The sequence below is a fragment of the Solirubrobacter soli DSM 22325 genome (genome assembly GCF_000423665.1).
Classification (GTDB): Bacteria; Actinomycetota; Thermoleophilia; order Solirubrobacterales; family Solirubrobacteraceae; genus Solirubrobacter; species Solirubrobacter soli.
Window position 1 is genome coordinate 829 of sequence record NZ_KE384075.1, and the last position, 25,591, is coordinate 26,419.

The 25,591-nt window shown below is 72.3% G+C and carries 25 protein-coding genes and 1 pseudogene; 8 read left to right on the plus strand and 18 right to left on the minus strand.

Annotation, left to right across the window (positions count from 1 at the left end; translation table 11 throughout):
• Nucleotides 1-925: pseudogene (locus tag G569_RS64380) on the minus strand (hypothetical protein); the annotation flags it as partial.
• A 31-nt stretch (nucleotides 926-956) separates the two neighbouring features.
• On the opposite strand from G569_RS64380, the gene G569_RS63610 reads away from it, so the two are divergent.
• Complete coding sequence (locus G569_RS63610; protein ID WP_157592743.1) at nucleotides 957-1,127, plus strand: hypothetical protein; 171 nt, start codon at nucleotides 957-959, stop codon at nucleotides 1,125-1,127.
• Nucleotides 1,128-1,170: 43 nt separating this feature from the next.
• Here the strand turns inward: G569_RS63610 and G569_RS0144160 are convergent, their stop codons facing one another.
• Nucleotides 1,171-1,686, minus strand: coding sequence for an AAA family ATPase (locus tag G569_RS0144160; protein WP_028068149.1), 516 nt, complete (start codon nucleotides 1,684-1,686; stop codon nucleotides 1,171-1,173).
• A gap of 63 nt (nucleotides 1,687-1,749) precedes the next feature.
• On the opposite strand from G569_RS0144160, the gene G569_RS60420 reads away from it, so the two are divergent.
• Nucleotides 1,750-3,162: a plastocyanin/azurin family copper-binding protein gene (locus G569_RS60420; protein ID WP_157592744.1), complete on the plus strand. Its 1,413-nt coding sequence runs from the start codon at nucleotides 1,750-1,752 to the stop codon at nucleotides 3,160-3,162.
• Here the strand turns inward: G569_RS60420 and G569_RS0144170 are convergent.
• The 3 genes from G569_RS0144170 to G569_RS0144180 are packed head-to-tail and all read right to left on the minus strand — an operon-like array spanning nucleotide 3,152 to nucleotide 5,887.
• On the minus strand, nucleotides 3,152-3,502 hold the full coding sequence (locus G569_RS0144170; RefSeq protein ID WP_028068151.1) for a hypothetical protein: 351 nt from the start codon (nucleotides 3,500-3,502) through the stop codon (nucleotides 3,152-3,154). The two genes, G569_RS60420 and G569_RS0144170, sit on opposite strands and share 11 nt — an antisense overlap.
• Before the next feature lie 2 nt (nucleotides 3,503-3,504).
• On the minus strand, nucleotides 3,505-3,882 hold the full coding sequence (locus G569_RS0144175; protein ID WP_028068152.1) for a glyoxalase superfamily protein: 378 nt from the start codon (nucleotides 3,880-3,882) through the stop codon (nucleotides 3,505-3,507).
• Nucleotides 3,883-3,892: 10 nt separating this feature from the next.
• Entirely contained in the window at nucleotides 3,893-5,887 is a 1,995-nt protein-coding gene (locus G569_RS0144180; protein WP_028068153.1) for a HelD family protein, read from the minus strand.
• A gap of 27 nt (nucleotides 5,888-5,914) precedes the next feature.
• Here G569_RS0144180 and G569_RS0144185 point away from each other — a divergent pair, with 27 nt between their 5' ends.
• Nucleotides 5,915-7,699 (plus strand): ABC-F family ATP-binding cassette domain-containing protein, encoded by a 1,785-nt coding sequence (locus G569_RS0144185; RefSeq protein WP_028068154.1) that lies wholly within the window; start codon nucleotides 5,915-5,917, stop codon nucleotides 7,697-7,699.
• Here the strand turns inward: G569_RS0144185 and G569_RS0144190 are convergent.
• Both G569_RS0144190 and G569_RS0144195 read right to left on the minus strand, forming a co-directional pair.
• Nucleotides 7,696-8,544, minus strand: a complete 849-nt coding sequence (locus G569_RS0144190; RefSeq protein WP_028068155.1) for a DUF559 domain-containing protein — start codon at nucleotides 8,542-8,544, stop codon at nucleotides 7,696-7,698. The two genes, G569_RS0144185 and G569_RS0144190, sit on opposite strands and share 4 nt — an antisense overlap.
• 88 nt (nucleotides 8,545-8,632) lie before the next feature.
• Nucleotides 8,633-9,892 carry an alpha-hydroxy-acid oxidizing protein gene (locus G569_RS0144195; RefSeq protein ID WP_028068156.1) on the minus strand — a complete coding sequence of 420 codons (1,260 nt, stop codon included), beginning with the start codon at nucleotides 9,890-9,892 and terminating at the stop codon, nucleotides 8,633-8,635.
• A gap of 40 nt (nucleotides 9,893-9,932) precedes the next feature.
• Between G569_RS0144195 and G569_RS0144200 the strand changes: the two genes are divergently transcribed.
• Nucleotides 9,933-10,592: a DsbA family oxidoreductase gene (locus tag G569_RS0144200; protein ID WP_211233285.1), complete on the plus strand. Its 660-nt coding sequence runs from the start codon at nucleotides 9,933-9,935 to the stop codon at nucleotides 10,590-10,592.
• Between the two features lie 27 nt (nucleotides 10,593-10,619).
• Here the strand turns inward: G569_RS0144200 and G569_RS0144205 are convergent, their stop codons facing one another.
• From G569_RS0144205 to G569_RS0144225, 5 genes are all read right to left on the minus strand, one after another.
• The gene (locus G569_RS0144205) at nucleotides 10,620-11,552 is read right to left on the minus strand and encodes a cyclase family protein (protein WP_211233287.1); all 933 of its coding nucleotides are present in this window, start codon (nucleotides 11,550-11,552) and stop codon (nucleotides 10,620-10,622) included.
• Between the two features lie 66 nt (nucleotides 11,553-11,618).
• Complete coding sequence (locus tag G569_RS0144210; protein WP_028068159.1) at nucleotides 11,619-15,035, minus strand: nitrate reductase; 3,417 nt, start codon at nucleotides 15,033-15,035, stop codon at nucleotides 11,619-11,621.
• Nucleotides 15,025-15,348, minus strand: a complete 324-nt coding sequence (gene nirD / locus G569_RS0144215; RefSeq protein ID WP_028068160.1) for a nitrite reductase small subunit NirD — start codon at nucleotides 15,346-15,348, stop codon at nucleotides 15,025-15,027. The genes G569_RS0144210 and nirD overlap by 11 nt, the downstream gene beginning before the upstream one ends.
• Nucleotides 15,345-17,672: a nitrite reductase large subunit NirB gene (gene nirB / locus G569_RS0144220; RefSeq protein WP_084286387.1), complete on the minus strand. Its 2,328-nt coding sequence runs from the start codon at nucleotides 17,670-17,672 to the stop codon at nucleotides 15,345-15,347. Before nirB ends, nirD begins: the two co-directional genes overlap by 4 nt.
• Nucleotides 17,669-18,859, minus strand: coding sequence for an MFS transporter (locus tag G569_RS0144225; protein WP_028068162.1), 1,191 nt, complete (start codon nucleotides 18,857-18,859; stop codon nucleotides 17,669-17,671). Before G569_RS0144225 ends, nirB begins: the two co-directional genes overlap by 4 nt.
• A 108-nt stretch (nucleotides 18,860-18,967) precedes the next feature.
• Between G569_RS0144225 and G569_RS65095 the strand changes: the two genes are divergently transcribed.
• Genes G569_RS65095 through G569_RS0144240 form a run of 3 tightly spaced genes read left to right on the plus strand, consistent with a single transcriptional unit; the run spans nucleotide 18,968 to nucleotide 20,855 of the window.
• Nucleotides 18,968-19,423 (plus strand): TetR family transcriptional regulator, encoded by a 456-nt coding sequence (locus G569_RS65095; protein ID WP_028068163.1) that lies wholly within the window; start codon nucleotides 18,968-18,970, stop codon nucleotides 19,421-19,423.
• A 38-nt stretch (nucleotides 19,424-19,461) separates the two neighbouring features.
• Complete coding sequence (locus G569_RS60430; RefSeq protein ID WP_053227912.1) at nucleotides 19,462-20,016, plus strand: RNA polymerase sigma factor; 555 nt, start codon at nucleotides 19,462-19,464, stop codon at nucleotides 20,014-20,016.
• Nucleotides 20,013-20,855: a LytR C-terminal domain-containing protein gene (locus tag G569_RS0144240; RefSeq protein WP_028068164.1), complete on the plus strand. Its 843-nt coding sequence runs from the start codon at nucleotides 20,013-20,015 to the stop codon at nucleotides 20,853-20,855. Before G569_RS60430 ends, G569_RS0144240 begins: the two co-directional genes overlap by 4 nt.
• Here G569_RS0144240 and G569_RS56900 read toward each other — a convergent pair.
• The 5 genes from G569_RS56900 to G569_RS0144265 form a co-directional block, all read right to left on the minus strand.
• Entirely contained in the window at nucleotides 20,842-21,489 is a 648-nt protein-coding gene (locus G569_RS56900; protein WP_053227913.1) for an SDR family NAD(P)-dependent oxidoreductase, read from the minus strand. The two genes, G569_RS0144240 and G569_RS56900, sit on opposite strands and share 14 nt — an antisense overlap.
• A 33-nt stretch (nucleotides 21,490-21,522) precedes the next feature.
• Nucleotides 21,523-22,296 (minus strand): class I SAM-dependent methyltransferase, encoded by a 774-nt coding sequence (locus G569_RS0144250; protein WP_028068165.1) that lies wholly within the window; start codon nucleotides 22,294-22,296, stop codon nucleotides 21,523-21,525.
• Complete coding sequence (locus G569_RS64390) at nucleotides 22,296-22,688, minus strand: VOC family protein (RefSeq protein ID WP_028068166.1); 393 nt, start codon at nucleotides 22,686-22,688, stop codon at nucleotides 22,296-22,298. Before G569_RS64390 ends, G569_RS0144250 begins: the two co-directional genes overlap by 1 nt.
• Nucleotides 22,667-23,035 carry a hypothetical protein gene (locus G569_RS64395; RefSeq protein ID WP_028068167.1) on the minus strand — a complete coding sequence of 123 codons (369 nt, stop codon included), beginning with the start codon at nucleotides 23,033-23,035 and terminating at the stop codon, nucleotides 22,667-22,669. The genes G569_RS64390 and G569_RS64395 overlap by 22 nt, the downstream gene beginning before the upstream one ends.
• A gap of 221 nt (nucleotides 23,036-23,256) precedes the next feature.
• Nucleotides 23,257-23,490, minus strand: a complete 234-nt coding sequence (locus G569_RS0144265) for a hypothetical protein (protein WP_028068168.1) — start codon at nucleotides 23,488-23,490, stop codon at nucleotides 23,257-23,259.
• A gap of 94 nt (nucleotides 23,491-23,584) precedes the next feature.
• On the opposite strand from G569_RS0144265, the gene G569_RS0144270 reads away from it, so the two are divergent.
• Nucleotides 23,585-24,904, plus strand: a complete 1,320-nt coding sequence (locus tag G569_RS0144270; protein WP_037503838.1) for a DUF8189 domain-containing protein — start codon at nucleotides 23,585-23,587, stop codon at nucleotides 24,902-24,904.
• On the opposite strand, the gene G569_RS0144275 is transcribed toward G569_RS0144270, so the two are convergent.
• On the minus strand, nucleotides 24,901-25,591 hold a 691-nt coding region (locus G569_RS0144275), incomplete at its 5' end, for an acyl-CoA dehydrogenase family protein (protein ID WP_028068170.1). The genes G569_RS0144270 and G569_RS0144275 overlap by 4 nt on opposite strands.

Here is a 25,591-nt window from a genome sequence, read left to right on the forward strand (position 1 = left end):
CCTCGTCGCGCCGCGTGGCGCGGCCCGCGTTCTCGTCCCGCCGCGCCGCTCGGCCGCCGCCCTCCTCGCGCCGCGTGGAGCGGCCCGCGCCCCCTCCCCCTGTGGTGGTGACCACGATGTCGTCGGTTGCGGTCACCTCGCTGGCGGCGGGGTCGCGCCAACGGGTGCGCCAGGTGGTCGTGTCGAGGACGCGCAGGCCGGCCGGGCCCGCGACGGCGAGGCCGCCCGGGACCGACGCCGCCGTGGTGCCGCCCGCGCCGCGGTGCAGCGTGACCCGGCGGGTGCGCGGGTCGAGCTCGGCGACGGCGTCGCGGCCGGTGACGAAGACGCGGTCCCCGCCCGCCGCGAGCCCGACCTTGCGGCACGAGTCACCCGCGACGGCGAGCGGCAGCCGCACCCGGTGCAGCGCACCGCGGGCCTCGACGATCGTGACCTCCACGGACGAGCGTCCGATCGCGTTGACGAGCACGCCGCGGCCCGCCGCGTGCAGCGCCGCGGGCGCGCAGTGCGCGTAGCCGACGCGGCGGGTGCGTTCGATCCTTCCCGTGTCGGGATCGATCACCACGAGCCGCCCGTCTTGCAGCAGCGCCGCGACGACGCCCGGGAAGACCACGGCCTCGGCGGCGATCCCGGTCGCGACCGCGTGCAACACCGTGACGTTCGCCGGGTCCGCGATCCAGACGCCGATCCGGCCCGCCCCACCGGGTCCTGCCGCGGAGAGCCCGAGCGCCACCCGCTTGCCGTCGGCCGAGTAGATCGGGCGGGCGTGCGGCTCGGGCAGCGGCAGGCTCGGAGCGACCGGCGCGAGCGTGTCCCGGTCGAAGCGCCCGAACGCCCCGTCGACGAACCCGATCGGCGTCGTCTCGGCGCGTGCGGCGGGGGCGCCCGTGGCGAGCGCGCCTGCGACCGCGACGCAAGTGGCCAACCTTCGCCGCGCACCTCGGGTCCTCACCCGCATGACCAAGCTCATCGCCACCCTCACGGCCATCACCGCCCTCGCTGTCGTGCCGACCGTCGCCTCCGCCGCCGAACCGCCCAGCCCCGCGCCCGCCCCGAGCGCCAACGGCATCATCGCGATCCTGATCGGCCAGTTCACCCCACCGATCGGCTCCAACAAGGGCTCCTGAGCGAAGTTGCGCCCAGGGGTGGCAAGGAAAACCGTCCTCTGGGTTAGGAAATCCTTGCCACCCCCCAGACACGGCGGATCTCGGCCGCGACGTCGTTGGCGTGGCGGCCGTCGGTGGAGACGTGCAGATCGATGCCGCGCAGTGCCGGGATCTGCCTCGCCAGCACGGCCGACTGGGCGACGAGCTCGTCGCGGCCGAGCCACTCGGGCGGCTCGCGCTCGAAGACGCGGCGGGACGTGGTCTCGGGCGTGGCGGTGAGGCACACGACGGTCGTCTCGTCGGCGGCGAGCGCGGCGCGCAGGGCGTCGATGTGGGCGTCGGTCTCGGTCGTCGCGGAGACGACGAAGAGGTCGCGGCCGCGGGCCTTGAGCGCCTCGACGGCGACGGCGACCACCGCGTACGCGGTCTCCTCCTCGAGCCAGGGGTACCCCCACGCGAACTGCTCGGTCTCGAACGCGGCGAACGGCACCCGGTCGTTGTCGAGCAGGCCGGTGAACGCTTCGAGGACGGTCGACTTGCCCGCGCCGGGCGCGCCGGTGATGACGATCGCGCGAACCATGGTCTCAACCGTAGGACGGCGGGGTAAGGTGGGCGTCGGTTCGTTGTACTGAGGGGGGTCCTCGTGAGGGTGAGAAAGCAGTGCCTGCCGTGGTTCGCGTGCGCGGCGATGTTCGTGATCGGAGTACCTGCGCTCGCGTCCGGCGAGGAGCCCGGGCCGGTGCCGCTCGACGCGGCGATGACCGTCCACGACAACTACTTCCAGGACGCCGCGACCGCCGGCAGCGCCGACCACGACGTGTCGATCACGACCGGCGGGAAGGTGACGTTCACCTACGGCGACGACGGGGCGAGCACCGCCTCGCACAACGTCGCGTTCCGGGACGGCCCGCAGCCGAGCAGCTGCACGCAGACCGCCGGCTCGGACATCGACCCCGACACCGTCCCGCCGGTCCCGGACAGTCCGCAACCGCCGGTCTGGTCGGCGTACTGCACGTTCAACGCGCCCGGGACGTACTCGTTCTACTGCCAGGTGCACGGCGGGATGGAAGGCACGATCGAGGTGACCGGGACCGCCACGGCGACGCCGACGCAGACGGCGACGGCAACCGCCACGCCCACCGCGACGGCGACCGCCACGCCGACGCCTCCCGCGGCGGCGGCGCGCGTCGACGCCCACGACTCGGGCGCGCTCAACTGGTTCCAGGAGCGCGGGTCGGGGAGCACCGACAACAGCGTCACGATCAAGCCCGGCGAGCGGGTCGCGTTCGCGTATCCGGCGGGTGCGACCTACCACGACGTCGAGTTCAAGACCGGTCCCGCGCCCGCATCCTGTCCGCAGACCAAGGCCTCGCCCGGGTTCACGATCGACGCCAACGACGCGCCGCCGATGCCCGCGTTCGTCAATCCGCCGGGCTGGGAGGGCTACTGCACATTCGCCAACGCGGGGACGTACACGTTCGTGTGCGGAGCGCACGCGGAGATGACCGGGACGGTGATCGTCCAAGCGGACGCGACGCCGACGCCCACCGCGACCGCGACGCAGACGGCGACCGCAACTGCAACGGCGACGGCTACGCAGACGGCGACCGCGACCGCGACGCAGACGGCGACCGCAACGGCGACGCAGACGGCAACCGCGACGCAGACGGCAACCGCGACCGCGACCGCCACAGAGACCGCGACCGCTCCACCGCAGGCCACGTCCTCACCCACCCCGGCGCCGACCGTCCTGCCGACGCCGAGCCCCACCGCCACGCCGGTCGCCCCCAAGATCGCCACCGCGACGTTCAAGCGCTCCAAGCGCACCGTCACGATCTCGGGCACGACGACCGCGACCGGCAAGGTCACGGTCAAGCTCGCCTACACCCTCGGCAAGAAGGCGCGGTCGAAGACCCTGAGCCTGACGATCAAGAACGGCAAGTTCAGCGGCACGCTCAAGCTCTCCGCCGCCGACGCGAAGAAGGCGTCGAAGCTGTCGGTCACCGTGAGCGCGGCGGGCGCGAGCGCGAAGAAGACGGTGTCCGTCAAGAGATGAGCGCGTCGAGGCGCTGCAGGAGATCGTGCGCCGCCAGCTCGATCTCCTTGTGGCGCCACTCCGACGCCCGGTAGACGCACGCGATCAGCCCCATGCGGTGCACGCGGCGGAAGTCCCCGTAGACGAAGGCGTAGCGCGCCTTCGTCCGATCCGCGGCGCCGTCCGTCAACCCGAGATGCCACAGCTCGTAGTCCTCCCACGAGTGCTTCTCGAGGTACGCGTTCTCGTCGGCGGCTCGGGGCTGGACGCGGTTCCACTCGCTCTCGAGCACGTACTGGCGCGCGTCGATCAACTGCTCGGCGCGCGCCACGGCCTTCGGGTTGATGCCGTAGGAAGCCAGGGCTACTCCGGACGGGTGCCGGTCAGATCCTGCACGGCCCAAGCATTCCCGTCCGGGTCCGAGAAAAACACGAACGCGCCCCACGGGAAGCGTTGGACGTCCGAGACCTCGACGCCGCGGCCGGCCAGCTCGGCCCGCGCGGCCTCGATGTCATCGACCACCAGCTGGAGGCCCTTGACCGACCCGGGCTCCGACTCGGTCAGCCCCTGCCCGATCGCGATCGAGCACGCCGAGCCGGGCGGCGTGAGCTGCACGAACCGGAGGTTCTCGTCGACCCGGTGATCGTGATCGGCGTTGAAGCCGGCCTGGTCGACATAGAACGCCTTGGCGCGGTCGACGTCGGAGACGGGAACCGAGATCAGCTCGAGCTTGAAGTCCATGAGAAGCAGATTACGGACGGTTGCGGTCAGTTTCTGTCCGCAACACAGCGGTGCCCGAAAGGGCATCGGGAAGCGGCTCGGAATGGACGATCGCGAGCGCCCGTGTGGACCGGGTGAGCGCCGTGTAGAGGCCGCCGACGCCGCCGTCGGGACGCTCGCGCAGGATCGCCTCGGGCTCGACCACCACGACCGCGTCGAACTCGAGGCCCTTGGCCACGTGCAGGTCGATCAGGTTCACGCCCGCGCCGAGTGGGGAGCCGTCGGTGGCATCGACGAAATCCGTCAACGCGGCGCGCACCGCGTCCATGTGGACGTGCGGGACGCAGACGCCGACGGAGCCGACCTCGCCGGCGAACCTCGCCGCGACACGTGCCGCCGAGGCGCCGACGTCGTCGGTGTCGATCGCCACAGCCGGGAACGGCGCGTCGCGCACGCCGCGCGGGGCGGGCGCGCCCTCGGGCAGCAGCGCGCCGGCCAGCACGAGGAAGTCGCTCGGCACGCGATAGGAGATCCGCAGCTCACTGACCTCGTGGGTGCTCACGCCGGCCTCGTCGAGCACGGCGTCCCAGCTCGAGACGCCCGCGTCGGCGGTGCGCTGCGACAGGTCGCCGAGGATCGTCAGCGACTGCCCACGCGCTCGGCGGACGGCCATCCGCAGCTCCATCGGCGTCAGGTTCTGCGCCTCGTCGACGACCACGTGGCCGAAGCGCCGGAGGGTCGGGTCGATCAGCCAGTGCGCCTCGTCGAGCAGAGCGACGTCAGTAGGCGTCATGTCCTTGCGCTTGGTCGCGGCGCTCGACTTCAGCAGCAGCGCGAGCTCGTCGTCCGAGAGCAGCCCCCCGGCGGCCTCCGCGAGGCGAGCGCGGTTCTTGTACAGCCGCCCGACGAGCGCCTCGGGCGTCTCCTTCGGCCACGACTTGGTCGCCATGCGCTGGTACTCCTTGGTCTTGCGCACGGCGCTGATCGCCTCCTCCTGGCCGGCCAGCGAGTCGCGGTCGAGCACGCGCGAGGCGATCAGGCCGGCGAGCCGCTCGCGGAAGCGCTCGCGCCCGGCCTCGTAGCTGAACGTGCGCTCGCGGACGGCGTCCACGATCTCGACCAGATCCTCGCGCGTCACCGTCACGACCTTGCGCCGACCGAAGGGGATCTCCCCGCCCTCGAGGCTGAGCCGGTTCCACAGCAGGCGCTCCATCACCACGGCGATCCGCGCGCTGCCCTTCAGCGCCGCGAGCTCGCGCGTCTCGTCGACCTCGCCGTGCGGCTCGGCGATCAGTGAGCCGATCGGCCGCTGCTCGACGCCACCCTCGCCGAGCGCCGGCAGCACCTGCTCGATGTAGCGGATGAACGTCTCGTTCGGGCCGACGACGAGCACGCCCGCGCGGCCCAGATCCGGGTCGGCGTAGAGCAGCCAGGCCGCGCGGTGCAGGCCGACGGCGGTCTTGCCCGTGCCCGGGCCGCCCTGGATGACGAGCGCGCCATCGGCCTCGCGGCTGATCAGCTCGTACTGGTCGGGCGTGATCGTCGAGATGATCTGGCGCATCTCACCCACGCGCTGGCGGGTGATGTCCTCGACGATCGCGTCGGTGAGGTGGTCGTCGCCCTCTTGGGTCAGCGTCTCGTCGACGAAGCCCAGGACCTTCCGGTCCTCGATGTCCAGGCGCCGCCGCCTGCGCACGCCCCGCGGCTCGTGCGCCGTCGCGGCGTAGAAGGGCTCCGCGGCGGGCGCGCGCCAGTTGACCGACAGCAGCTCGTTGTCGCCGCTCCAGACGGCGTGGCGGCCGACGTAGAGCGTCTCGCCGTCGGTGCCGTCGATGCGGCCGAAGTACAGCGGGCCGCTCGCTTCGGTGTACACGCGGATGCGTTCGCGGCGCATCTGCTCGAGCGCCTCGTTGGCGAACTCGTCGATGCCCTGCGAACGCCTCCGGCCGACGAGCGCGGCGAACGCGAGGTCATACGCCGCACCCGTCTCGTCCAGGTGTTTCTGCTCCTCCTCCAACGATTCCACGCGTTGATCGTAGGCTGATGGCCGGTTATGACCTCTCCCCGCAACCTCGTCAACCTCAAGGACGCCACCAAGGGCTACGCCGCGCGGACCGTGCTGGCGGACGTCACACTGGGCGTCTCGGCAGGTGACCGGATCGGGATCGTCGGCCGCAACGGCGACGGCAAGTCGACGCTGCTGCGCCTGATCGCGGGGGTCGAGGAACCGGACGCGGGCGCCGTGACCCGCTCCGGCGGGCTGCACATGGCGATGCTCGGGCAGGGGGACGATCTCGACCCCGGCCGCACGATCCGATCGGAGCTGGTGGGCGGGCGGCCGGACCACGAGTGGATGGCCGACGCCGCCTACCGCAACGTGCTCGACGGGCTGCTGGGGGGCGTCGAGATCGCGCGGTTCCCGCAGGGGCTCGACACGCTCATCGCGCCCTTGAGCGGCGGCGAGCGCCGGCGGATCGCGTTGGCGAAGGTGCTGCTGGACCACCCCGAGCTGCTGCTCCTCGACGAGCCCACGAACCACCTCGACGTCGAGGGCGTGGACTGGCTGGCGAGGCATCTGGCCGCGCGGCGCGGCTCGATGCTCGTCATCACCCACGATCGCTGGTTCCTGGACGCCGTCTGCACGCTCACGTGGGAGGTCGCCGAGACGGACGTCTATCAGTACGAGGGCGGCTACTCGGCCTACACGCTGGCGCGGGCGGAGCGGGCGCGGCAGGCGGCCGCGCGTGAGGAACGCCGCCAGCAGCTGATCCGCAAGGAGCTCGCGTGGTTGCGGCGCGGCCCGCCGGCGCGCACGTCCAAGCCGAAGTTCCGGATCGAGGCGGCCAACGCGCTGATCGCCGACGAGCCCGAGCCCCGCGATCGCGCCGAGCTCCTCCGGTTCTCGACCTCGCGGCTGGGCAACAAGGTGCTCGACGCGGAGGGTGTCTCGCTTGCCTATGGCGACCGCCGGATCCTCCGCGATGCCACCTGGCGCTTGGGTCCGGGCGACCGCTTCGCGCTGGTGGGCGTGAACGGGTCCGGCAAGACGTCGCTGATGCGGGTGATCGCGGGCTCGCAGGCGCCCGACGCCGGGGAGGTCACACGCGGTGCGACGGTCAAGCTCGCCTTCCTGTCGCAGGACACGGCGGAGATCCCGGGGCACCTGCGGGTCCTGGAGTCGGTCGAGGCGATCAAGGGTCGCGCCCGCCTCGGCGACGGGTCCGAGCTCACCGCGGGGATGCTCTGCGAGCGCTTCGGGTTCGGGGGCGAGAAGGGCCGCACGCTGGTCCGGGACCTGTCCGGCGGCGAGCGGCGCCGGCTCCAGCTCATGCGGCTGCTGATGGGCGAGCCGAACGTCCTGCTGCTCGACGAGCCCACCAACGACCTCGACATCGACACGTTGACCGCGTTGGAGGACCTGCTGGACGGCTGGCCCGGGACGCTCGTGGTCGTCTCCCACGACCGCTACTTCGTCGAGCGGGTGTGCGACAACGTCTACGCGCTCCCGGGCGACGGCTCGATCCGCCACCTGCCCGGCGGGATCGAGCAGTACCTCGAGCAGCGACGCGCGGAGGAGGAGCTGGTCGCTTCCAAGCCCGCGGCCGTCCGCTCCACCCCGAACCAGGCGGTCGTGCGCGCGGCGCGCAAGGAGGTCGCGAGGCTCGAGCGCGCGCTGGAGAAGCTCGGTGAGCGCGAGGAGCAGTTGCACGAGTCGATGGCCGCCGCGGCGACCGATCACGTGCGCCTGCGCGAGCTGCAGGAGGAGCTGGCCACGGTCGCCGCCGAGCGCGAGCAGCTCGAGAGCGACTGGCTCGAGGCGGCGGAGACGGCGGGCTAGAACGGCAGGCGGCTGAGCACGTCGCTCGGCCGCTCGTTGATGTCGGTGTCGGTGAAGCGCAGGACGGTGTAGCCGGCGGCGTGCCAGGCCTCGTCCTTGCGCCGGTCGGTGCGGCGGGCGGTCGGGCGCCTATGGCCCGGTCCATCGACCTCGACGACGAGCTTGTGCTCCGGCCAGTGGCAGTCGGCCTCCTCGCCGGCCAGTTCGACGTTGACGAGCGGCTCGGGGAACCCGGCGAGCTGCAGGAGCGTCAGGAACGCGTCCTCGTTACGGCTCTTGGTGCCCGCGCTGCCGGCGATGTACAGGCCGATCGCCCGGTCGAGCACGCCCAGGTTGCGGCGCCCGTTCGCGCGTCGCATCGACGCGTAGGTCTCCTTGAGGTCGAACCGGTTCCAGTGCGCGGCCTCGTCGATCACCTTGGCCAACTGGTGCGCGGTGAGCACGTCGGCGAGGTCGACGAGGGTGCGCGCGACGGTCGTGACCGGGATGCCTTTGTGGACCGTGACATCGCGCGGGTCGAGCCGCCGATAGCCGTGCACCAGAACAGGCCCTTTCGGCCGCCGCCCGCGGGGCGCGAGCACGTCGCTGATCACCCGCCAGTCGCGCCGCACCTCCCACAACGCCGCCGCCGACCGATGGCTCAGCACCGCTCCGTCACCCGCCGCGAGCACCGCGGCCATCCATTCCGCCTCCCGCGAGAGCTCGCCCGGGCCGTAGGAGTACACGCCGGGGTACCAGCGCCGCAGGGCACCCCGCGCCACGCGCTTGGTGATCGCGGCGCTCGTGAGCCCCTGTCCGAGCAGCTCGGTCGTCGTGACCAGCCCGAGTCGGGCATGGGGTGGCAAGGATTTCCTAACTCTGAGGACGGTTTTCCTTGCCACCCCCCAAGCCTCGGGGCGTGCGGTGAACGGAACAAGACGCGCTCGTTACGAATCAGCGCCGGATCTGCAACGCGTTTGCGTCGAGATCGCGCACCGAGGTGTGGCCGGAGAGGCCGAGGGTGAGGTCGAGCTCGGCGACGATGTTCGAGACGGCGTCGCGGGCGCCGTCCGCCCCGTTCAACGCGAGGCCGTAGATGTGCGGGCGGCCGATCAGGACCGCGTCGGCGCCGAGCGCGAGCGCCTTGAAGACGTCTGAGCCGGTGCGCACGCCGGAATCCAGCAGGACCGTGAGGCCCGACGCGGCCGGGACGATGTCGACGAGCGCGTCGAGCGAGGCGATCGCCCCGTCGACCTGCCGCCCGCCGTGGTTGGAGACGACGATGCCGTCGACGCCCGCCGCGGCCGCGCGGCGCGCGTCGTCGGGGTGCAGGACGCCCTTCAGGAGGATCGGAAGCGAAGTGCGCTCGCGCAGGCCCTCGACGTCGGCCCAGGTGAGCGAGGGCCGCGAGTACGTATTCAGGAAGGTGTCGACCGCCGCCCGGGGCTCGGGCGAGCGCAGGTTGGCCAAGAACGAGCCGGGCACGTTGCGGCTGATCGCGAAGAGCGTCCGGATCGCCCCGAGCGTGACCTCGACCTCCGCCGCCGCGCCCGGTTTGCGGCTGCGCACGAGCTCCCAGAACCGGGTGTCCGACAGGTACTGCGCGATCCCCTCGGCGCGCGCGAACGGCAGCGACCCGAGGTTGAGGTCCTGCGGGCGCCAGCCGAGCATCGTGGTGTCGAGCGTCACCACGACCGCCTCGCACCCCACCGCCGCCGCCCGCGCGAGGAACGAGTCGACCAGGTCCTCGTCGGTGCTCCAGTACAGCTGGAACCAGCGCGGCGAGTCGCCCATCACCGCGGCGCAGTCCTCCATCGACCACGACGCCTGGTTGGAGAACACGTACGGCAGCCCGAGCTCGGCTGCGGCGCGGGCGATCGCGCGGTCGCCCTCCGGGTGCAGCAGCTCCGACGCACCCACGGGAGCGAACAGCACCGGGGCGGGGATCGTGCGCCCGAACAGGGTCACCGAGAGATCGCGCGAGGACACGTCGCGCAGCATCCGCGGGACGATCGCCCACCGCTCGAACGCGGCGCGGTTGGCGCGCATGGTCGCGCCCTCGCCCGCCCCGCCCGCGCAGTAGGCCCACGCGCGCACCGACGCCCGCCGCGACGCGCGCTCCTCGAGCGTCGCAAAGTCCGCGGGGATCGCCGGCCGGCGGCCGAGCGCCCCGTCGCGATAGATCTTCGCCTGCCGTTCGCGTCCCCAGCTCATCGCCGGACGGTACCCGCACCGCGGCACTATACTTTTTGAAGTGCCAATCAAAGTAGACGTGTGGTCGGACATCGCGTGTCCGTGGTGCTACATCGGCAAGCGGAAGTTCGAGGCCGGTGCGCGAGCGTTCGACGGCGACGTCGAGGTGACCTATCACTCGTTCGAGCTCGCGCCGGACACACCGGTCGACTTCGACGGCTCCGAGATCGACTTCCTGACCAAGCACAAGGGGATGAGCGCCGCGCAGGTCAGGCCGATGCTCGACCGGGTGGCCGGGATCGCGAAGGACGTGGGCCTCGACTACGACTTCGACGCGCTCCAGCACACGAACACGCTCAAGGCGCACCAGTTGCTGCACTTCGCCAAGCAGCACGGGAAGCAGCTCGAGCTCAAGGAGCGGCTGCTGAAGGCGTACTTCGTCGAGGGGAAGCACGTCGGGCGCGACAGCGACCTCGCCGACCTGGCCCAAGAGGTGGGTCTGGACCGCGACGAGGCGCTCCAGGCGCTCGCCGACACCACGTACGAGAACGACGTCCGGCAGGACATCGCGCAGGCGCGCGCCTATGGCATCAACGGCGTGCCGTTCTTCGTCATCGAAGGCAAGTACGGCGTGTCCGGCGCGCAGGACGCGGCGACGTTCACGCAGGTGCTGCAGAAGGTCGCCGCGGAGCGGGGCGCCGTCCCGGTCCCCGAGCCGTAGCCCGGGGACGCGGAACGACGAGCGGACTCAGCGGACGCGGGTCCCGGTGGTCGCGTCCCAGTGCAGCGGAGGGCTGAGCTTCTTCAGCGGCGCGTCGGCGCGTGAGATCTTGTCGCCCTTGACGCCGGGCGGGCAGATCGCGGTGTAGCTGACGAGGCCGCCGGTGCCACCCTTGAAGCGCGGGAAGCCGGTCGAGATCAGGCAGCCGGTCTCGGGCACCTTGTCGAGGTTGGCGATGCCCTCGCCCTGCGCGTAGCCGTGGTGCATCAGCCACGCCTCGCCCTCCAGGGTGGGCGTGGTGTCGGTGTCCAGCGGCTCATGGCCGTGGAACAGGATGTGGCGCTTGAGTTGGAGGAACTTGATCGCGTCCAGCGAGACGCCCGGGAAGACCGGGTCGGCGGCGAGCGCCTTCGCCTTCTCCGGGTCCGACGTCCACTTCTTCGACCAGTCAGAGCGGACCATGACGACCGAGCCCTCGGGGATGCGGCCGTTCTTCTTCTCCCACGCGGTGATGTCACTCACCTGCAGGTGGTAGTCGGCCTTCTTCTTGACCTGCGGCACGATCGAGATGACGACGAGCGGGCGCGGAGCGGCGAACGTCGCCGGCAGCTCGTCGATCGCCGGATACTCCGGCGCCCAGTGGGCGGGCGGGTCGAGCTGGGTGCCGAACTGGTCGGTCGAGATGTCGTAGTGCGTCGCCTCGAACCCGTCCTTGTCGTACGTGTACGGCTGACCCGTGTCCGGGTTGAGCGTGGGCGAGAAGGTCGACGGCCCGAAGCCCTTCCACACGGGCTGCGTCGGCGTCAGGACGTGGCTGAGGCTGATGTAGCGCGCCTTGGTGAACACGTCCTGGTAGGTCTGCCACAGGTTGACCTGCGAGCCCTTCTGGGCGATCGCCGGCGCCGCGTTCTGGCTCGACCCCACCGCGTACGCGCCGACGGCCAGCGCGGCTGCCGCCACGCCGGTAACGAGATTGCGTCCCCTCATTCTTCCCCCTTCTGGTAGGACCTCCCGAAGCGCGGAAGACTACGGGGTGAGCAGGAGTTTCTCCACGTCGGGGCGGCAGCCGCCGCAGCCGGTTGACGCGCCCGTCCGTTCCGAGACGCCCTCGACCGTCGTCAGGGAGAACTCGGCGATCGCGGCGCGGATCTCGCCCGAGGAGACGACCTGGCACGAGCACACGAGGTGGTCGGGCTCGGCAGCGGCCGCGGGAGCGCCGGCTTCGAGCAGCGCGTCCGGCACCACGCCACCGGACGCGATCAACCCGCGCAGCGTCCGCGCGTCCGAGAGATCCCCAAGCAACGTCGCCCCGCTGAGCCGCCCGTCGCGCACCACGAGCTTGCGGTAGCGCTCGCGGCGAGAGTCCAGGGCGATCACCTCGTCGGCCCCGTCGTCGGGCTCGGCCGCGCGGCCCGCGCAGAAGAGATCGATGCCGGCCACCTTCAACGTGGTCGCCGGCACCGCGCCGAGGAACGCCGCCGGCCGGCCCGCGATCGCCGCGCCCGCCGCCCGCGCCTGCTCGAGCACCGGCGCCCACAGCCCGTAGACGGTCCCGCGGTGCTCCGCGCACTCCCCCACGGCCCACACGCCCGGCGCGCTCGCCCGCAGGTTGTCGTCGACGAGGACGCCGCGCTCGACCTCGAGCCCCGCGTCACGCGCCAGCGCCACCTCGGGCCGAATGCCCGTGGCGAACACGACCAGCTCGCCCGGCACGACGACGCCGTCGTCGAGCACCACGCCCTCCGGGGTCACCGCCTCGGTCCTCCGCCCGCAGAGGACGTCGATCCCGAGCGCCCGGATCCGCCGCTCCAGCAGCCGCGCGGCCAAGCCATCGAGCTGCAGCTCCATCAGACGATCGGCGAGATGCACCACCGTCACCGCCACACCGAGCTCACGCAGCCCACGCGCGGCCTCCAGGCCGAGCAGCCCGCCGCCGACCACGACGGCGGTGGAGGCGGAAGCCGCCGCCTCCCGGATCGCCCGCATGTCCGCGATGGAACGGAACACGTGCGCCCGCGAGAGCCCCGCCACCGGCGGCAGCCAGGGCGCCGAGCCGGTCGCCAGCACCAGCGCGTCGTACTCCAGGACGGCGCCGTCCTCGAGCTCGACGCACCGCGAGCGTGTGTCCACGGACCGCACCGCCGCGCCCAGCCGCAAAGAGACTGCTTCCGGCCGCCGCAACGCCAGCCGCGAGTCCTCGATGTCACCCGCCAGCGCCTGCGAGAGCAGCACGCGGTTGTACGGCTCGTCGTCCTCGCGCCCGACGACCGTGATCTGCCAGTCCGGATCGTGCGCCAGCACCGACTCCGCGACCGCCATCCCCGCCATCCCGGCGCCGACGATCACGAGCCGCCGTCCCGGCGCATCCGGCGCGACCGCCACGCTCACCGGCTCCACCCGCACCGCGCACGCCTTCAGCTCGGGCTGCAACGACACGGGATCGACGTCGCGCGCGGTGACGTTGTTGACCGTCCCCGCGCCCGGCTCGGCGTGCAGCGCGCCCCAGTGGAACGGCGCGAAGGCGACGCCCGGCGGGACCCGCTCTGACACCCGCAGCCGCAGCACCACCGACCCGCGCCGCGACCGCACCCGCACGCGATCCGGAAGGCCGGTCGCGTCGACCGGGTTCAACTCGACGAACGGGTGCGGCTCGGCCTCCAAGAGCGACGGCGACTTCCCCGTCCGCGTCATCGTGTGCCACTGCTGGGCGACGCGGCCGGTCGTCAGCACCAACGGGAAGTCGGGCGACACCGGATCGGCCGGCGCCGTGTGCGGCGTCGGCGCCAGCCGCGCGCGCCCGTCGGGGAAGCCGAAGCGCCGCGCGGCATACAACCGCTCGGTCCCGGGATGCGAGGCCGACGGCACGGGCCACTGCAGCGGCCCGTCGCGACGTAGCCGGGCGTGCGAGATCCCCGACTGATCGCAGAGGCGCCCCTCGGTCGCGCGTACGTACTCGGCGTGCACGGCCGCGGCGCTGCGCCACGCGAACTCCTCCTTGAACCCCAGCGCCCGGCCGACGCGGGCGAAGATCTCCCAGTCCGGCAGCGCGTCGCCCGGCGGGTCCAGAGCGCGCGAGACCAGGGAAACGCGGCGCTCGGAGTTCGTCATCGTCCCGTCCTTCTCCGGCCATTGCGCGGCCGGGAGGAGCACGTGCGCCGTCGCGCCCGTCTCGGTCGGGAAGTACGCGTCCTGGCACACGACGAGATCGGCACGCCGCAGAGCCGCGGCGAAGCGTCCCGCGTCGGGCTGTGACACCACCGGGTTGGTGGCGACGATCCACAGCACCTTCACTCGCCCGTCCTCAAGCGCCTCCACCAGCTCGGTGGCCGCGAGCCCCGCGTCGGGAGCGATCCCGGGCGAGCCCCAGAAGCGCCGCATCCACGCGCGATCCTCGGCGTCGGCGACCTTCCGGTAGCCCGGCAGCAGCGTCGAGAGCCCGCCCGTCTCGCGCCCGCCCATCGCGTTGGGCTGGCCGGTCAGCGACAGCGGTCCGGAGCCCGGCCGCCCGATGTTCCCGGTCGCCAGGCAGAGGTTGAGAATGGCGCGGTTCTTCAAGACGCCCACCGTCGACTGGTTGACGCCCATCGACCACAGCGCCATCGCCCGCTTCGTCGAGCCGAACCGGCGCGCCGCGGCGACGATGTCCTCCGCCGGGACCCCGCAGACCTCGGCGGCGCGTGAAGGCGTCCACTCGGCCGCGATCGTCAGTGCGTCGTCCGCACCGCGCGTGTGGCGCTCCAAGAAGGTCCGGTCGAGCAGGCCGTCGCGCTCGAGCACGTGCAGCATCGCGTTCAGCAGCGGCAGGTCGGTGCCGGGCCGGACCGGCAGGTGCAGGTCGGCGTGCTCGGCGGTCGGCGTCACCCGCGGGTCGGCGACGATCAGATACGCGCCGCGGCTGCGCATCCGGTTCCACACGATCGGGTGGCATGACGCCGCGTTGGAACCGAGGAGGAACAGCACGTCGGCCTCGTCGATGTCGGCGTAGGACGGCGGCGGGCCGTCGGAACCGAGAGCGCCTGCGTAGCCGGCCACGGCCGAAGACATGCACAGCCGCGAGTTGGAGTCGACGTTGTTGGTGCCGAGGAAGCCCTTGGCCAGCTTGTTGACGACGTAGTAGTCCTCGGTCAGCAGCTGGCCGGAGATGTAGAACGCGATCTCCTCGGGCTTCACCGAGCGCAGCTTGTCCGCCAGCGCGCCGATGACCGTCCGCCACGACCCCTCGCGCCAGCGCTCGTCGGTGCTCGCCCGCCACATCGGCGTCGTCGCGCGGTCCGGCGCGTGCACGGCCTCGGGGAGCCGTGTCGGCTTGCGACACGTGGCACCGCGGTTGACGGGATGCGACGCGTCGCCCCGCACCGCCACGAGCCGGCCTTCCTCGACGGAGGCGACGAGCCCACAGCCGACCCCGCAGTACGGGCAGGTGGTCTTTGTGTCAGAGGGCAAGCCGCACCCAGAGCTCGTCGCCATCCACCCGCACGTCATGGACGGCCACGGCCTCGTCCCCGTTCAACGCGAAGCCCGTCGAGAGGTCGAACCGGCGGCCGTGCAACGGGCAGGTCACGCAGGAGTCGGCGACGATCCCGTCGGCCAGCGGACCGGCAGCGTGGGGACAAGCCGCATCCACCGCGCGGAACCCGTCGAGCAGCCGGAAGACCGCGATCCGGCGCCCATCCACGGACGTGCTGCGGCCTTCCAGCAGCGGGATGTCGTCGACGCGGCCGACGAGGGTCCAGGTCTCTGAGGCGAGTGCGGTCATGAGTCGAGCTCCGCGAACTGACGGGGATGGACGGGGGCGTGACGCTCGCGCCACGGGTCGGGATCGGCGGCGGCCTTGGCGATCCGGTAGCGCTCGAGCAGCCCGTCGATGTCACCCACGACGGCGTCGCGGACCACGTCGATCCCCACGCGCTCCAGATAGCCGTAGGTGCGCTCGAGGTACTCCGCGTTCTCGCGGTAGTGCTGGAGGAAGGCGAGCGAGAGCCGGATCGCCTCGTCGGAGCTGGGCACCGTGGCCAGCAGGTCGCCCTTGCGCACGGTCGCGCCCGCGGCGCCGCCCACGTAGAGCTCCCACCCGCCCTCGACCGCGACCAGCCCGATGTCCTTCACGTACGCCTCGGCGCAGTTGCGCGGGCAGCCCGTGACGGCGGACTTGACCTTGTGCGGCGTGTAGAGCCCCTCCATCGCCCGCTCGAGCTCGATGCCGACACCCATCGCGTCGCCGAGGCCGAAGCGGCAGAAGTCGGTCCCGACGCACGTCTTGACCGTCCGCACCGCCTTCGCGTACGCGTGCCCGGACGGCATGTCGAGCTCCTCCCAGATCGCCGGGAGCTGCTCCTTGCGAATGCCCAGCAGGTCGATCCGCTGGCCGCCGGTGATCTTGATCAGCGGCACCTCGTGCTTCTCCGCCACGTCGGCGATCCGCCGCAGCTCCTCCGCCGTGGTGACACCGCCGCGGATACGCGGGACGACGGAGAACGTGCCGTCGTTCTGGATGTTCGCGTGGACGCGGTCGTTGATGAAGCGCGCGTGGCGCTCCTCGCGGTGGCGGTTGCCGCAGACCTCGCTCACCAGGTACGCGAGCCCCGGCTTGCAGGCGCCGCAGTCGCGGCCCGCGCCGCAGGCCGCGCTCAACTCCGACACCGATTCGAGCCCCCGCTCCCGCACGACCGCCGCCAGCTCCTCGCGCGTCTGGCGCCGGCACGGGCACAGGTACGTCGCCTCCTCGGCCGCGCCGCCGCGCTCGATCGCCAGCAGCTCGCCCACCAGCGGCTTGCAGGAGCCGCACCCGGCGCCGGCGCGGGTGACGTTGACGACCTCGAGCGTCGAGCCGAGCCCGCGCGTGCGGATGGCATCGACGATCTCGCCCTTGCAGACGCCGTGGCAGTTGCACACGCGGGCGCTGTCGGGGAGGTCGGCGGCGGTCGCCTGTGAGGCCTCGGCCAGCAGCGCGAGCGGGTCGCTCGCCTCGCGCGCGGTGCGGACCGCGTCCATCAGGAGCTCGGCGCCGCGGGTGTCGCCGAGCAGGATCGTGCCCACGGTGCGGCCGTCGCCGTCGACCGCGAGCTTGCGGTAGGTGCGCTGGTCGTTGACCACCACGGCTCGCGCCCCCTCGGGGTTCCCGGCGCAGACGAGGTCCACCCCCATCACCTTCAGCTTGGCCGTCGGGATCGTGCCCGTGTAGGGCTCATTTGCGGCCAGCGCGCGCGCCTGCTCGTGGATCGGCGCGACGATCCCGTGCACGATCCCGCGATGTTCGGCGCACTCGCCGACGGCGAAGACCTTCGGGTGCGAGGTCCGCAGCTGGTCGTCGACGACGATCCCGCGATTGACATCGAGGCCCATCGCGCGGGCGAGCGAGATCTGCGGGCGGATGCCGACGCTGATCACGACCAGGTCGGCTTCGACGAACTCGTCCTCCAGTTGCACGCCGTGCGGCGTGATCCGCTTCGTGTTGCGCTCGAGCAGGACCTCGACGCCGAGCGCCTCCATCGCGGGTGCGAGCAGCGCCGCGGCGCCGCCGTCGAGCTGGCGCTCCATCAGGCGGTCCATCAGGTGTATGACGGTCACCGAGCAGCCGAGCGAGGCGAGCCCGTACGCGGCCTCCAACCCCAACAGGCCGCCGCCGATGACGACCGCCCGGCCGCCCGCGTGGGCGGCGATCGCCGCGCAGTCCTCCGGACCGCGGAAGACCTGGGCGTGCTCGGCGCCCGGGATCGGCGGCACGAGCGCGTCCGAGCCGGTGCACAGGACGACGCGGTCGTAGGCGTCGGTGTCGACCGTGTGCAGCCATTCACCGAGGCGCACCTCGATCCGCTGGTCCTCGTACCAGGAGGCCGGTCGCAGCGTGAGCGTGTCCGGGTCGGCACCGTTGGCCAGCAGCGTCGAGAGCGCGACTCGGTCGTAGGGCAGGCGCGGCTCCGCGGTGACGAGCGTGAGCGCCTCGTCGGAGCGCTCGCGGATCGCCTCGAGCACCGCCTGCCCCGCGATGCCACCGCCGACGACCAACGTCGTGCGCCGCGGCAAAACCGGGACGCCTGAAACCGCACGGCCGGGCCCGACGTGACCGCTGGCCAGGCTCATGCCTGCGCTCCGGCCGGGGCGATCCAGGTCCCGCGCACGACCAGCGTCCCGCACAGGGCGACGGCCGCGACCGCCGCGATTGCGCCGATGCCAGGCCCGTAGGAGCCGAACGCGTCCCGCGCGGTGCCGAGGATCGTCGGCAGGAAGAACCCGCCGAGCCCGCCCGCCGCGCCCACCAGGCCGGTGAGCACGCCGATCCGCTCGCGGTAGCGCATACCAACGAGCTGGAAGACCGCGCCGTTCCCGACGCCGAACGTCCCCATCACCAGCGGGAAGGCGACCGCCGCAGCGCCCAGGGCCGGCAGCGCGGAGGAGAAGAGCAGCAGTGCCGCGCCGATCCCGAAGACCGCGGTCAGCACCGTCGTCCCGCCGTGGCGGTCGGCGAGCGCGCCGCCCAACGGCCGCAGCAGCGACCCGAGTGCGCCGCCGACGGCGACGATCGTCGCCGCGTCGACCTTCGAGAGCCCGTACTGGTCGTGGAAGAAGATCGGCAGGAAGCTCGCGAGGCCGACGAAGGAGCCGAACGTGACCGCGTAGAGGCCACACAGGCGCCACGCGTCCCGCTCGCCGGCGATCGCCCGCAGGTCGGCGACCCGCACCGGCTTCGCCGGCGCCGGCGGCTCCTTGGCCAGCAGCGCGAACGCGCCCCACACGAGCAGCACCGGGATCAGCGCGAGCCCGAAGACCGCGTGCCAGCCGACGTGCTCGGCCAGGCGCGGCGCCGCGAGCGTCGTCAGCACCGTGCCGGAGTTGCCCGCGCCCGCGATCCCCATCGCGAGCCCCTGGTGGCGCGGCGGGTAGTGGCGGCTCGCGAGCGGGAGCGAGATCGCGAAGCTCGACCCCGCGACGCCGAGCAGGACGCCGACGCCGAGCAACGCGCCGTACGTCTCCGCCGCGAGCCAGCCGAGCAGGAGTGCGAGGACGACGACGCTCATCGAGATGAGGCCGACGCGACGCGGGCCGTAGCGGTCGCCGAGCAGCCCGAGCAGCACCCGGAAGAACGCCGCCGAGAGCAACGGCACGGCGACCATCAGGCCCTTGGCTGAAGCGGACAGGCCGAGGTCGTCGCCGATGTACGCGCCGAGCGCGCCGAGCAGCACCCAGGCCATGAAGGAGACGTCGAAATGCAGCAGCGCGGCCACGAGCGAGGGTGCGTGCCCGGTGCGACGGAGGGCGTTGAAGTCCATGCCCAGGACCGTAAGTCGGGTCCGAGCCAGGTTCTTTGTCCCGTCGGTCGGAGACTCGCAACCGCTTGGCTCCCCCCGGTCGAATCTGAACTGTACAGTCAAGAAACGATGCCGCGGCCACGCGCACAGCTCGACACGATCGCCCTCGCCCGTGCGTTCGCGCACGGTGGACTGCAGGGAACGTCGATCGACGCGGTCGCCGCCGCGGCGGGTCTGGCGAAGCCGACGCTGTACGCGCGCGGCGGCTCCAAGGAGGAGCTGTTCGCGCTCGCCGTGGACGCGGAGGCCGAGCGCCTGCTCGAGCGCCTGGACGGCGCGGCGCGGGTCTCCGATGTCGCCCGGGCGCTGGACGAGCACCCGCGCGAAGGCCTGCGCCTGCTGCTCGTGACGGGCGGTGCGCTGGACCGGATCCGGCGCGCCGTCGCGCTCCCGGAGGCACACGCCTCGGCGCTGCTCGGCGCCGCCTACGTCTCCCTCCACGGCGGCCCGCCGGTCGCCGACGTCGCCCGAGCCCTCGCCCCACTCGAGGACGCCGGCCCACCCGCCGGCATCTGGACCGCGTAGCGGTCACAGCTTCGCCGCCGGCCGCAATACCTCTCTGGATGGAACGGTCCGATGAGCAACTGCTCGTCGACGCGCTCGCGGACGGCGAGGCGTTCGGCGAGTTCTACCGGCGGCACGCGCCGACGCTCCTCGGCTACCTGACACGGCGGACCGGCGACGGCGAGGTCGCGGCCGACCTGACCGCCGAGACGTTCGCCGCGGCGCTCGAGGGGCTTCCCCGCTTCAAGCCCGCGCTCGGCCCCGCGAGCGCGTGGCTGTACGGGATCGCGCGGCACAAGCTCGCGCGGGCGTTGGAGCGCGGGCGCGTGGAGGACGCGGCGCGGCGCAAGCTCAAGCTGCCGCGGATCGTCGTCGACGACGAGGCGATCGAGCGCATCGAGGCGTTCGCCGCGTCCGAGTCGACCGGGCGGCTGATCGGCCGGCTCTTCGAGCAGCTGCCCGACGAGCAGCGGCACGCCGTGACCGCGCGGGTCGTCCACGAGCGCGAGTACGCGGACATCGCCGACACCCACGCCACCTCGGAGACCGTCATCCGCAAGCGCGTCTCGCGCGCGCTCGCCCGCCTGCGCGCCGGACTGGAGCACACGCCGTGACCGACTTCCTCGCCGAGCTCGAGCAGCAGATGACCGAGGCCGCCCACCGTGCGGTCGCGGAGCGCGCGCGGCCGCGGGTGCGGCTGTGGCCGACCGTCGCCCTCGTGGCCACCGCCGCGGTCGCGATCGGCGCGATGTTCCTCCTGCCCGAACGGAACGGGACGGCCCCGCCGGCGAAGCAGCCGTTCGTCTCGCTGCGGGGCACGAGCATCGGGATCTACAACACGGCGGGCTTCGAAGGGATGGCGACGACCGCGGCGCAGGCGATCCGCAGGCTCGGGCCGTCCGCGGACGTCGGCAACCTGCCCGCGTCGCGCCGCGCCTCGATCGTCCTCGCGGACAGCGCGCACGCCGCGCAGGCGCGCAAGGTCGCGCGCGCCCTCGGCATCGAGCGCTTCGGCACCGCGCGCGAGCTGCCGGGCGGGACGATCTACGACGTCACCGTCCTGCTCGGCGACGACTACGCCAAGCCGGCACCGAAGCTGCTGTCCGCGTTCGCGTTCCTGCGCGAGTCGCCCAACGAGCAGATCTTCACGACCTCGGGCCGGGTACGCGTGATCGCGACCCGCGCCGGCCTGTGCCTCCAGGTCCACGCCGGCGCCGGCCGGACCGCGACCTGCGCCGACGTGACCGACGCGCTCGCGGGCAAGCTCGTGATCGCCGATCGCGCCAGGAACGGCCGCCTGCGCGGCGCCCTCGGGATGGTGCCGGACTGGATCGACGGGGTCGAGGTGGACGACGGCACCCGCCGCCTCCCGGTCGTCCGCAACCTGTGGTCGCTCAGCACCGGCAACGCGACGACCGTCAAGGTCGGCTCGCTGCGCCTCACTGTGCCCTAGACGATCGTCTCGCCGCCGTCGCGCCGGCCAGGCGGGCGCCCGCCTCGTAGTCCCCGCCGCCACGCTGGACGTAGAGCGGCTCGGTCATGCCCGTGCGGATGCGACCCGGCGCGACCGCGTTGACGCGGATCTCCGGCCCGACCTCGAGGGCGAGCTGGCGGGTGTAGCCCGCGATCGCCGACTTGGCGGCGCCGTAGGGAGCGTTGAATGGCTGCGCCGTGATGGCGGCGATCGACGCGACGTTGACGATCGCTCCGGCGCCCATCAGCGGCACGGCGCTGCGGCACACGAGGAACGTGCCGCCGACGTGGATCTGCAGCATCCGGTTGAAACGCTCGAGCGACCAGTCCGCGAGCGGGCCGAAGTCCGCGATCCCGGCCGCACTGAGCACGCAATCGATCCGCCCCAGGTGCTCGTGCGCGCGCACGACCGCCGCCGCGACCGCGTCCTCGTCGGCGACGTCGCACGCGATCGCCACCGACCCCTCGAGCTCCGCGGCCACCGCGTGCGCCCGCTCCTCGGACAGGTCGAGCACGGCCACCCGGCCGCCCTCACCCGCGAAGCGGCGCGCGGTCGCCGCCGCGATCCCCGACCCCGCGCCCGTGGCCGGCAGGACCTTGCCTTCGAACCTCATCCACGCCTCCCACCAAACGGTTGGCAGGTAAGGCTACACCCGGGCGAGGCCGAGCAGGTGCGCGCTGGCCGCCATCAAGGCCGGGTCGCGCTCGGCGATCCGCGCGCAGCGCAGCGCGGCATCCAGGAACTCGTCGATCCGGTCGATGCCGTGGGCGTCGAGCGCCGGCCCCGACGGTCCCTCGACGCCGAACACCTCGACGTCGCGCAACCCTGCGGCGATCAGCTCCTCCCGCAACTCCTCCGGCCGATGCAGGTAGGCCGTCGTGAACCCGAGCGCGGGATCGTGGCGCCCGGTCTCGAGGGTGGCGCGCACGAGCGGCTCCGTCACCTCGTCCAGACCCGCGTGCGCGCCGAAGTCCAGCAGCCCGGCGTAGCGGCCGATCGCGGCCGCCGCGACGACACCGTCCGGCCGTGCGACCCGCACCGCCTCGCGCAGGGCTTGCAGGCGATCCGCGGCGTCGACCAGGTGATAGAGCGGTCCCAGCAGGAGCACCACGTCATAAGCGCCGCCGACGTCGAGCGCGCGGGCGTCGCCGACGATCGCCCTGACACCCGCGATCCGCGCCGCCTGCTCCACGTGCTCGGGCATCAGGTCGACGAGCGTCACCTCGTACCCGGCCTCGGCCAGCCAGCGCGCGTGGATGCCCGTCCCGCCGCCGACGTCGAGCACCCGCGCGGGCGGCGGTGGGAGCACCCGCGCCAGCAGCTCGACCGTCCGGGCGAACTCCAGCCGCCCGTGCGGGCTGCGCGTGAGCCGGACGTCCTCGACGTACTCCTGCGCGTAGAAGCGCCGCAGCGGGTCCATCAGTGCGGCGTCACCGGGAACGGCAGCCGCTCACGCGCGCCCGCCGGAACCAGCACCTCGACCATGCCGCCGTCCGGGTCCGTGGCGAGGAGCGAGACGTGCAGGCCGAAGTCGATCACGTCCTCGCCGCACGCGCCGCGCGCCAGCAACCGGTCGCGCACCGCGATGAAGTCGTCGAGGTCGCGCGCCTCGACGGCGAAGTGATGCAGGTGCGCCGGCGCCCAGGAGGCCGAGACCTCGTGCTCGAACACGTGCAGGGTCACCCCGCCGAACGTGATCGCCGAGGGCTGGGTGCACTCGTCGGAGGCGGTCGCGCCGAACACCTCCCGGTAGAAGGCGGCCGTCGCCGCGTAGTCGGCGGTGAAGATCGCTATGTGGTGGAGCCGATCCACCGCTCGACCGCCGCGGAGGGGACGTGCGTCGCGGCGGCGAAGTCGGCGGCGGGCCCCGGGGTCTTCTCGATGATCGACCAGCCGCCGCGGCTGGCGATGATCTCCTCGGCCTCCGGGATCGCGTGCTCGCTCCAGACGGCGAAGCGGCGCGGGTTGGCGCGCAGGCCCATGTAGTCGAGGCCGGTCAGCTTGATCGCGGTCTCGCACGCGACGAGACCGCACTCGCACCGATACAGCATCGCCTCGGGGGCGAAGTCGATCTCGGCCAGCCGCTCGTTGAACGTGCGCCGCCGCGCCTGCCGGAAGGCGATGAGCGTGAGCGCTTGGTCGGCCGGGGACGACGCCATGGGACATGGTCTATCGCATCTGGCGGTCAGTCAAGTCAGCGGATCGTCCACGCCGCCCGTGATCGGGCGTTTTGCCACGAACTGGCAAGACGAGAGAAACGGCGGGTCCGGAGCCGGATGCGGGCAGTGGTGGGTCCGGATGCAAGTACTCCGTGCTGACCGATGCGGGTCGTGGCGCGTTGACGCGCGAGCGCGCCGTCCGCGCGCGCGATCGACGGGGGTCACGGTTGCGTGGACTCCTCGGCGAGCGCGAGCAGGTCGCCGAGCGCCGCGCGGACGACGAGCGTGAGGCTGTCGAAGTCGAACGTGACCTTGTGGCCACGGGCGAGCGCGTCGGCGACCGCGCGCTTGATCTCGGTGAGTCGCTGGTCGTCGACGGCCCCGTAGACGGTCAGATGCGTTCGCTTGAGTGCGGGGCACATGCGGATCTCGAGGCCCGCCCAGACGGTGTTCACGCCGACAACAACGCTCGCGTTCAGAGAACCTTGCGCCAAATTGACGGAGCGTCAGCATTGCGGGTTCGGACCGGAACGGATTAGGGTCCTCGACGTGGTCCGCCGGATCTGTTTGGTCGCGCTCCTCGCGCTCGCCGCACTCGCCTCCCCCGCCCGCGCCGACGTCTTCGACGACAACCCGGCCGCGGCGACGCTCAACGGCAAGGTCTACGTGTTCGCCCACGCCGCGGACGACCGCATCATCGGGCGCGTGATGGACAACGGCACGTGGAGCGCGTGGGCGCCGGTCGACGGCCTCTCCGCGGGCTCCGGTCCGGCGGTGCTGGCGTTCGGGACGTCCCTGTACCTGTTCGCGCGCGGACAGGACGGAGCGGTCTGGTGGAACGTGTTGCTGCCGACCGGCAACTGGTTCGGCTGGCGCTCGCTCGGCGGGCAGGTGACGTCGGCGCCCGGGGCCGGGTTCCGGTACGGGACGACCACGATCGACCTCGCCGCGCGCGGCACCGACAACCAGCTCTACCACCGCTCGCTCGTGGCCGGTCAGGACTGGTCGGCGTGGGAGTCGCTGGGCGGGAACATCGGCTCGGCGCCGACCGTCGTCGGCTTCAGCACGCTCGGCTCGATCGACATCTTCGTGCGCGACAACGTCGGCCAGGTCGTCCAGCGCTACTGGCTCGACGGCACCTGGCACGACTGGGGCAACGCCGGCGGGATCTCCGTCGGCGCACCTGCGTCCACGTTCGCGCACCCGGACCGGCTGGACATCTACGTGCGCGGCGTCGACAACGGCCTCTACTACCACGAGCACCGCTCGTCGGGGACGGTGTGGTCGAAGGTCGACGCGACGCCGCTGAGCTCCGCCCCCACGGCCACCTCGGACGCGCCCGGCCACGAGCTGATCTTCGCCCGCATCAACAACGAGCTGGCGGTCATGTCGGCGAACGTCCCCGCCAACGGCGCGCCCAGCTTCGGGTCGTGGAGCTCGCTCGGCCCGATCGCGCTGCCCGAGCAACCGCAGCCGCTCCCGCAACCGACACCGGTCCCGACGCCACAACCCGCCGCCACGCTCGTGACGCTCGCGCCGACGATCTCCTACCAGTTCAGCTCCGGCCGCCGCACGACGCGCCTGACCGCCCTCAACGTCACCGCGGTGCCCGCGGGCGCCACGGTCAAGGCGACGTGCCCGAAGGGCTGTTCGGCCAAGACCTACACCGTGACCAAGAAGAAGGCCGGAACGGTCTCGCTGAAGGCGTTCATCAAGCGCCCGCTGAAGGTCGGGACGAAGATCACCGTGGTGACGACCAAGCCGGGCACGATCGGCAGCCACAAGGTGCTGACGATCCGTGCCCGCAAGCGCCCGTCGGTCACGGCGCGCTGCCTGCCGCCGGGCGCCACCCGGCCGCAGGCCTGTTAGACCTTGTTCCGCTCGATCAGTTTGCGGCCGATGACCATGCGTTGGATCTCTGAGGTGCCTTCGCCGATCAGTAGCAGTGGCGCGTCGCGGTAGAGGCGTTCGATCTCGTATTCCTTGGAGTAGCCGTAGCCGCCGTGGATGCGGAAGGCGTCCTCGACGACTTCCTTGCCGGTCTCTGAGGCGAACAGCTTGGCCATCCCGGCCTCGACGTCTGAGCGCTGGCCGGCGTCTTTCATCCGCGCGGCCTTGAGCATCAACAAGCGCGCGGCCTCGACCTTGGTCGCCATGTCGGCGAGCTTGAACTGGATCGCCTGATGCTCGGCGATCGGCTTGCCGAACGCCCGCCGCTGTTGCGCGTACCTCAAGCCCAGCTCCAACGCGCGCTGCGCGATCCCGACCCCACGCGCGGCGACGTTGACACGCCCCACCTCCAGCGCGTCCATCATCTGCGCAAAGCCCTTGTTCAGGCCCGCCTGCTCGCCGCCGAGGATCATCTCCGCCGGGCAGCGGTAGCCGTCGAAGACCAGCTCGGTGGACTCCACGCCCTTATAGCCGAGCTTCTTGATCTTGGGCGGCACGATCAGCCCCGGGTTCTCCGGCGCGCCCGGCTCCTTCTCGGCGATGAAGCAGGTCAGGCCACGATGCGGCGGCGACGCCTCACGATCGGTCCGGCACAACACGAACACC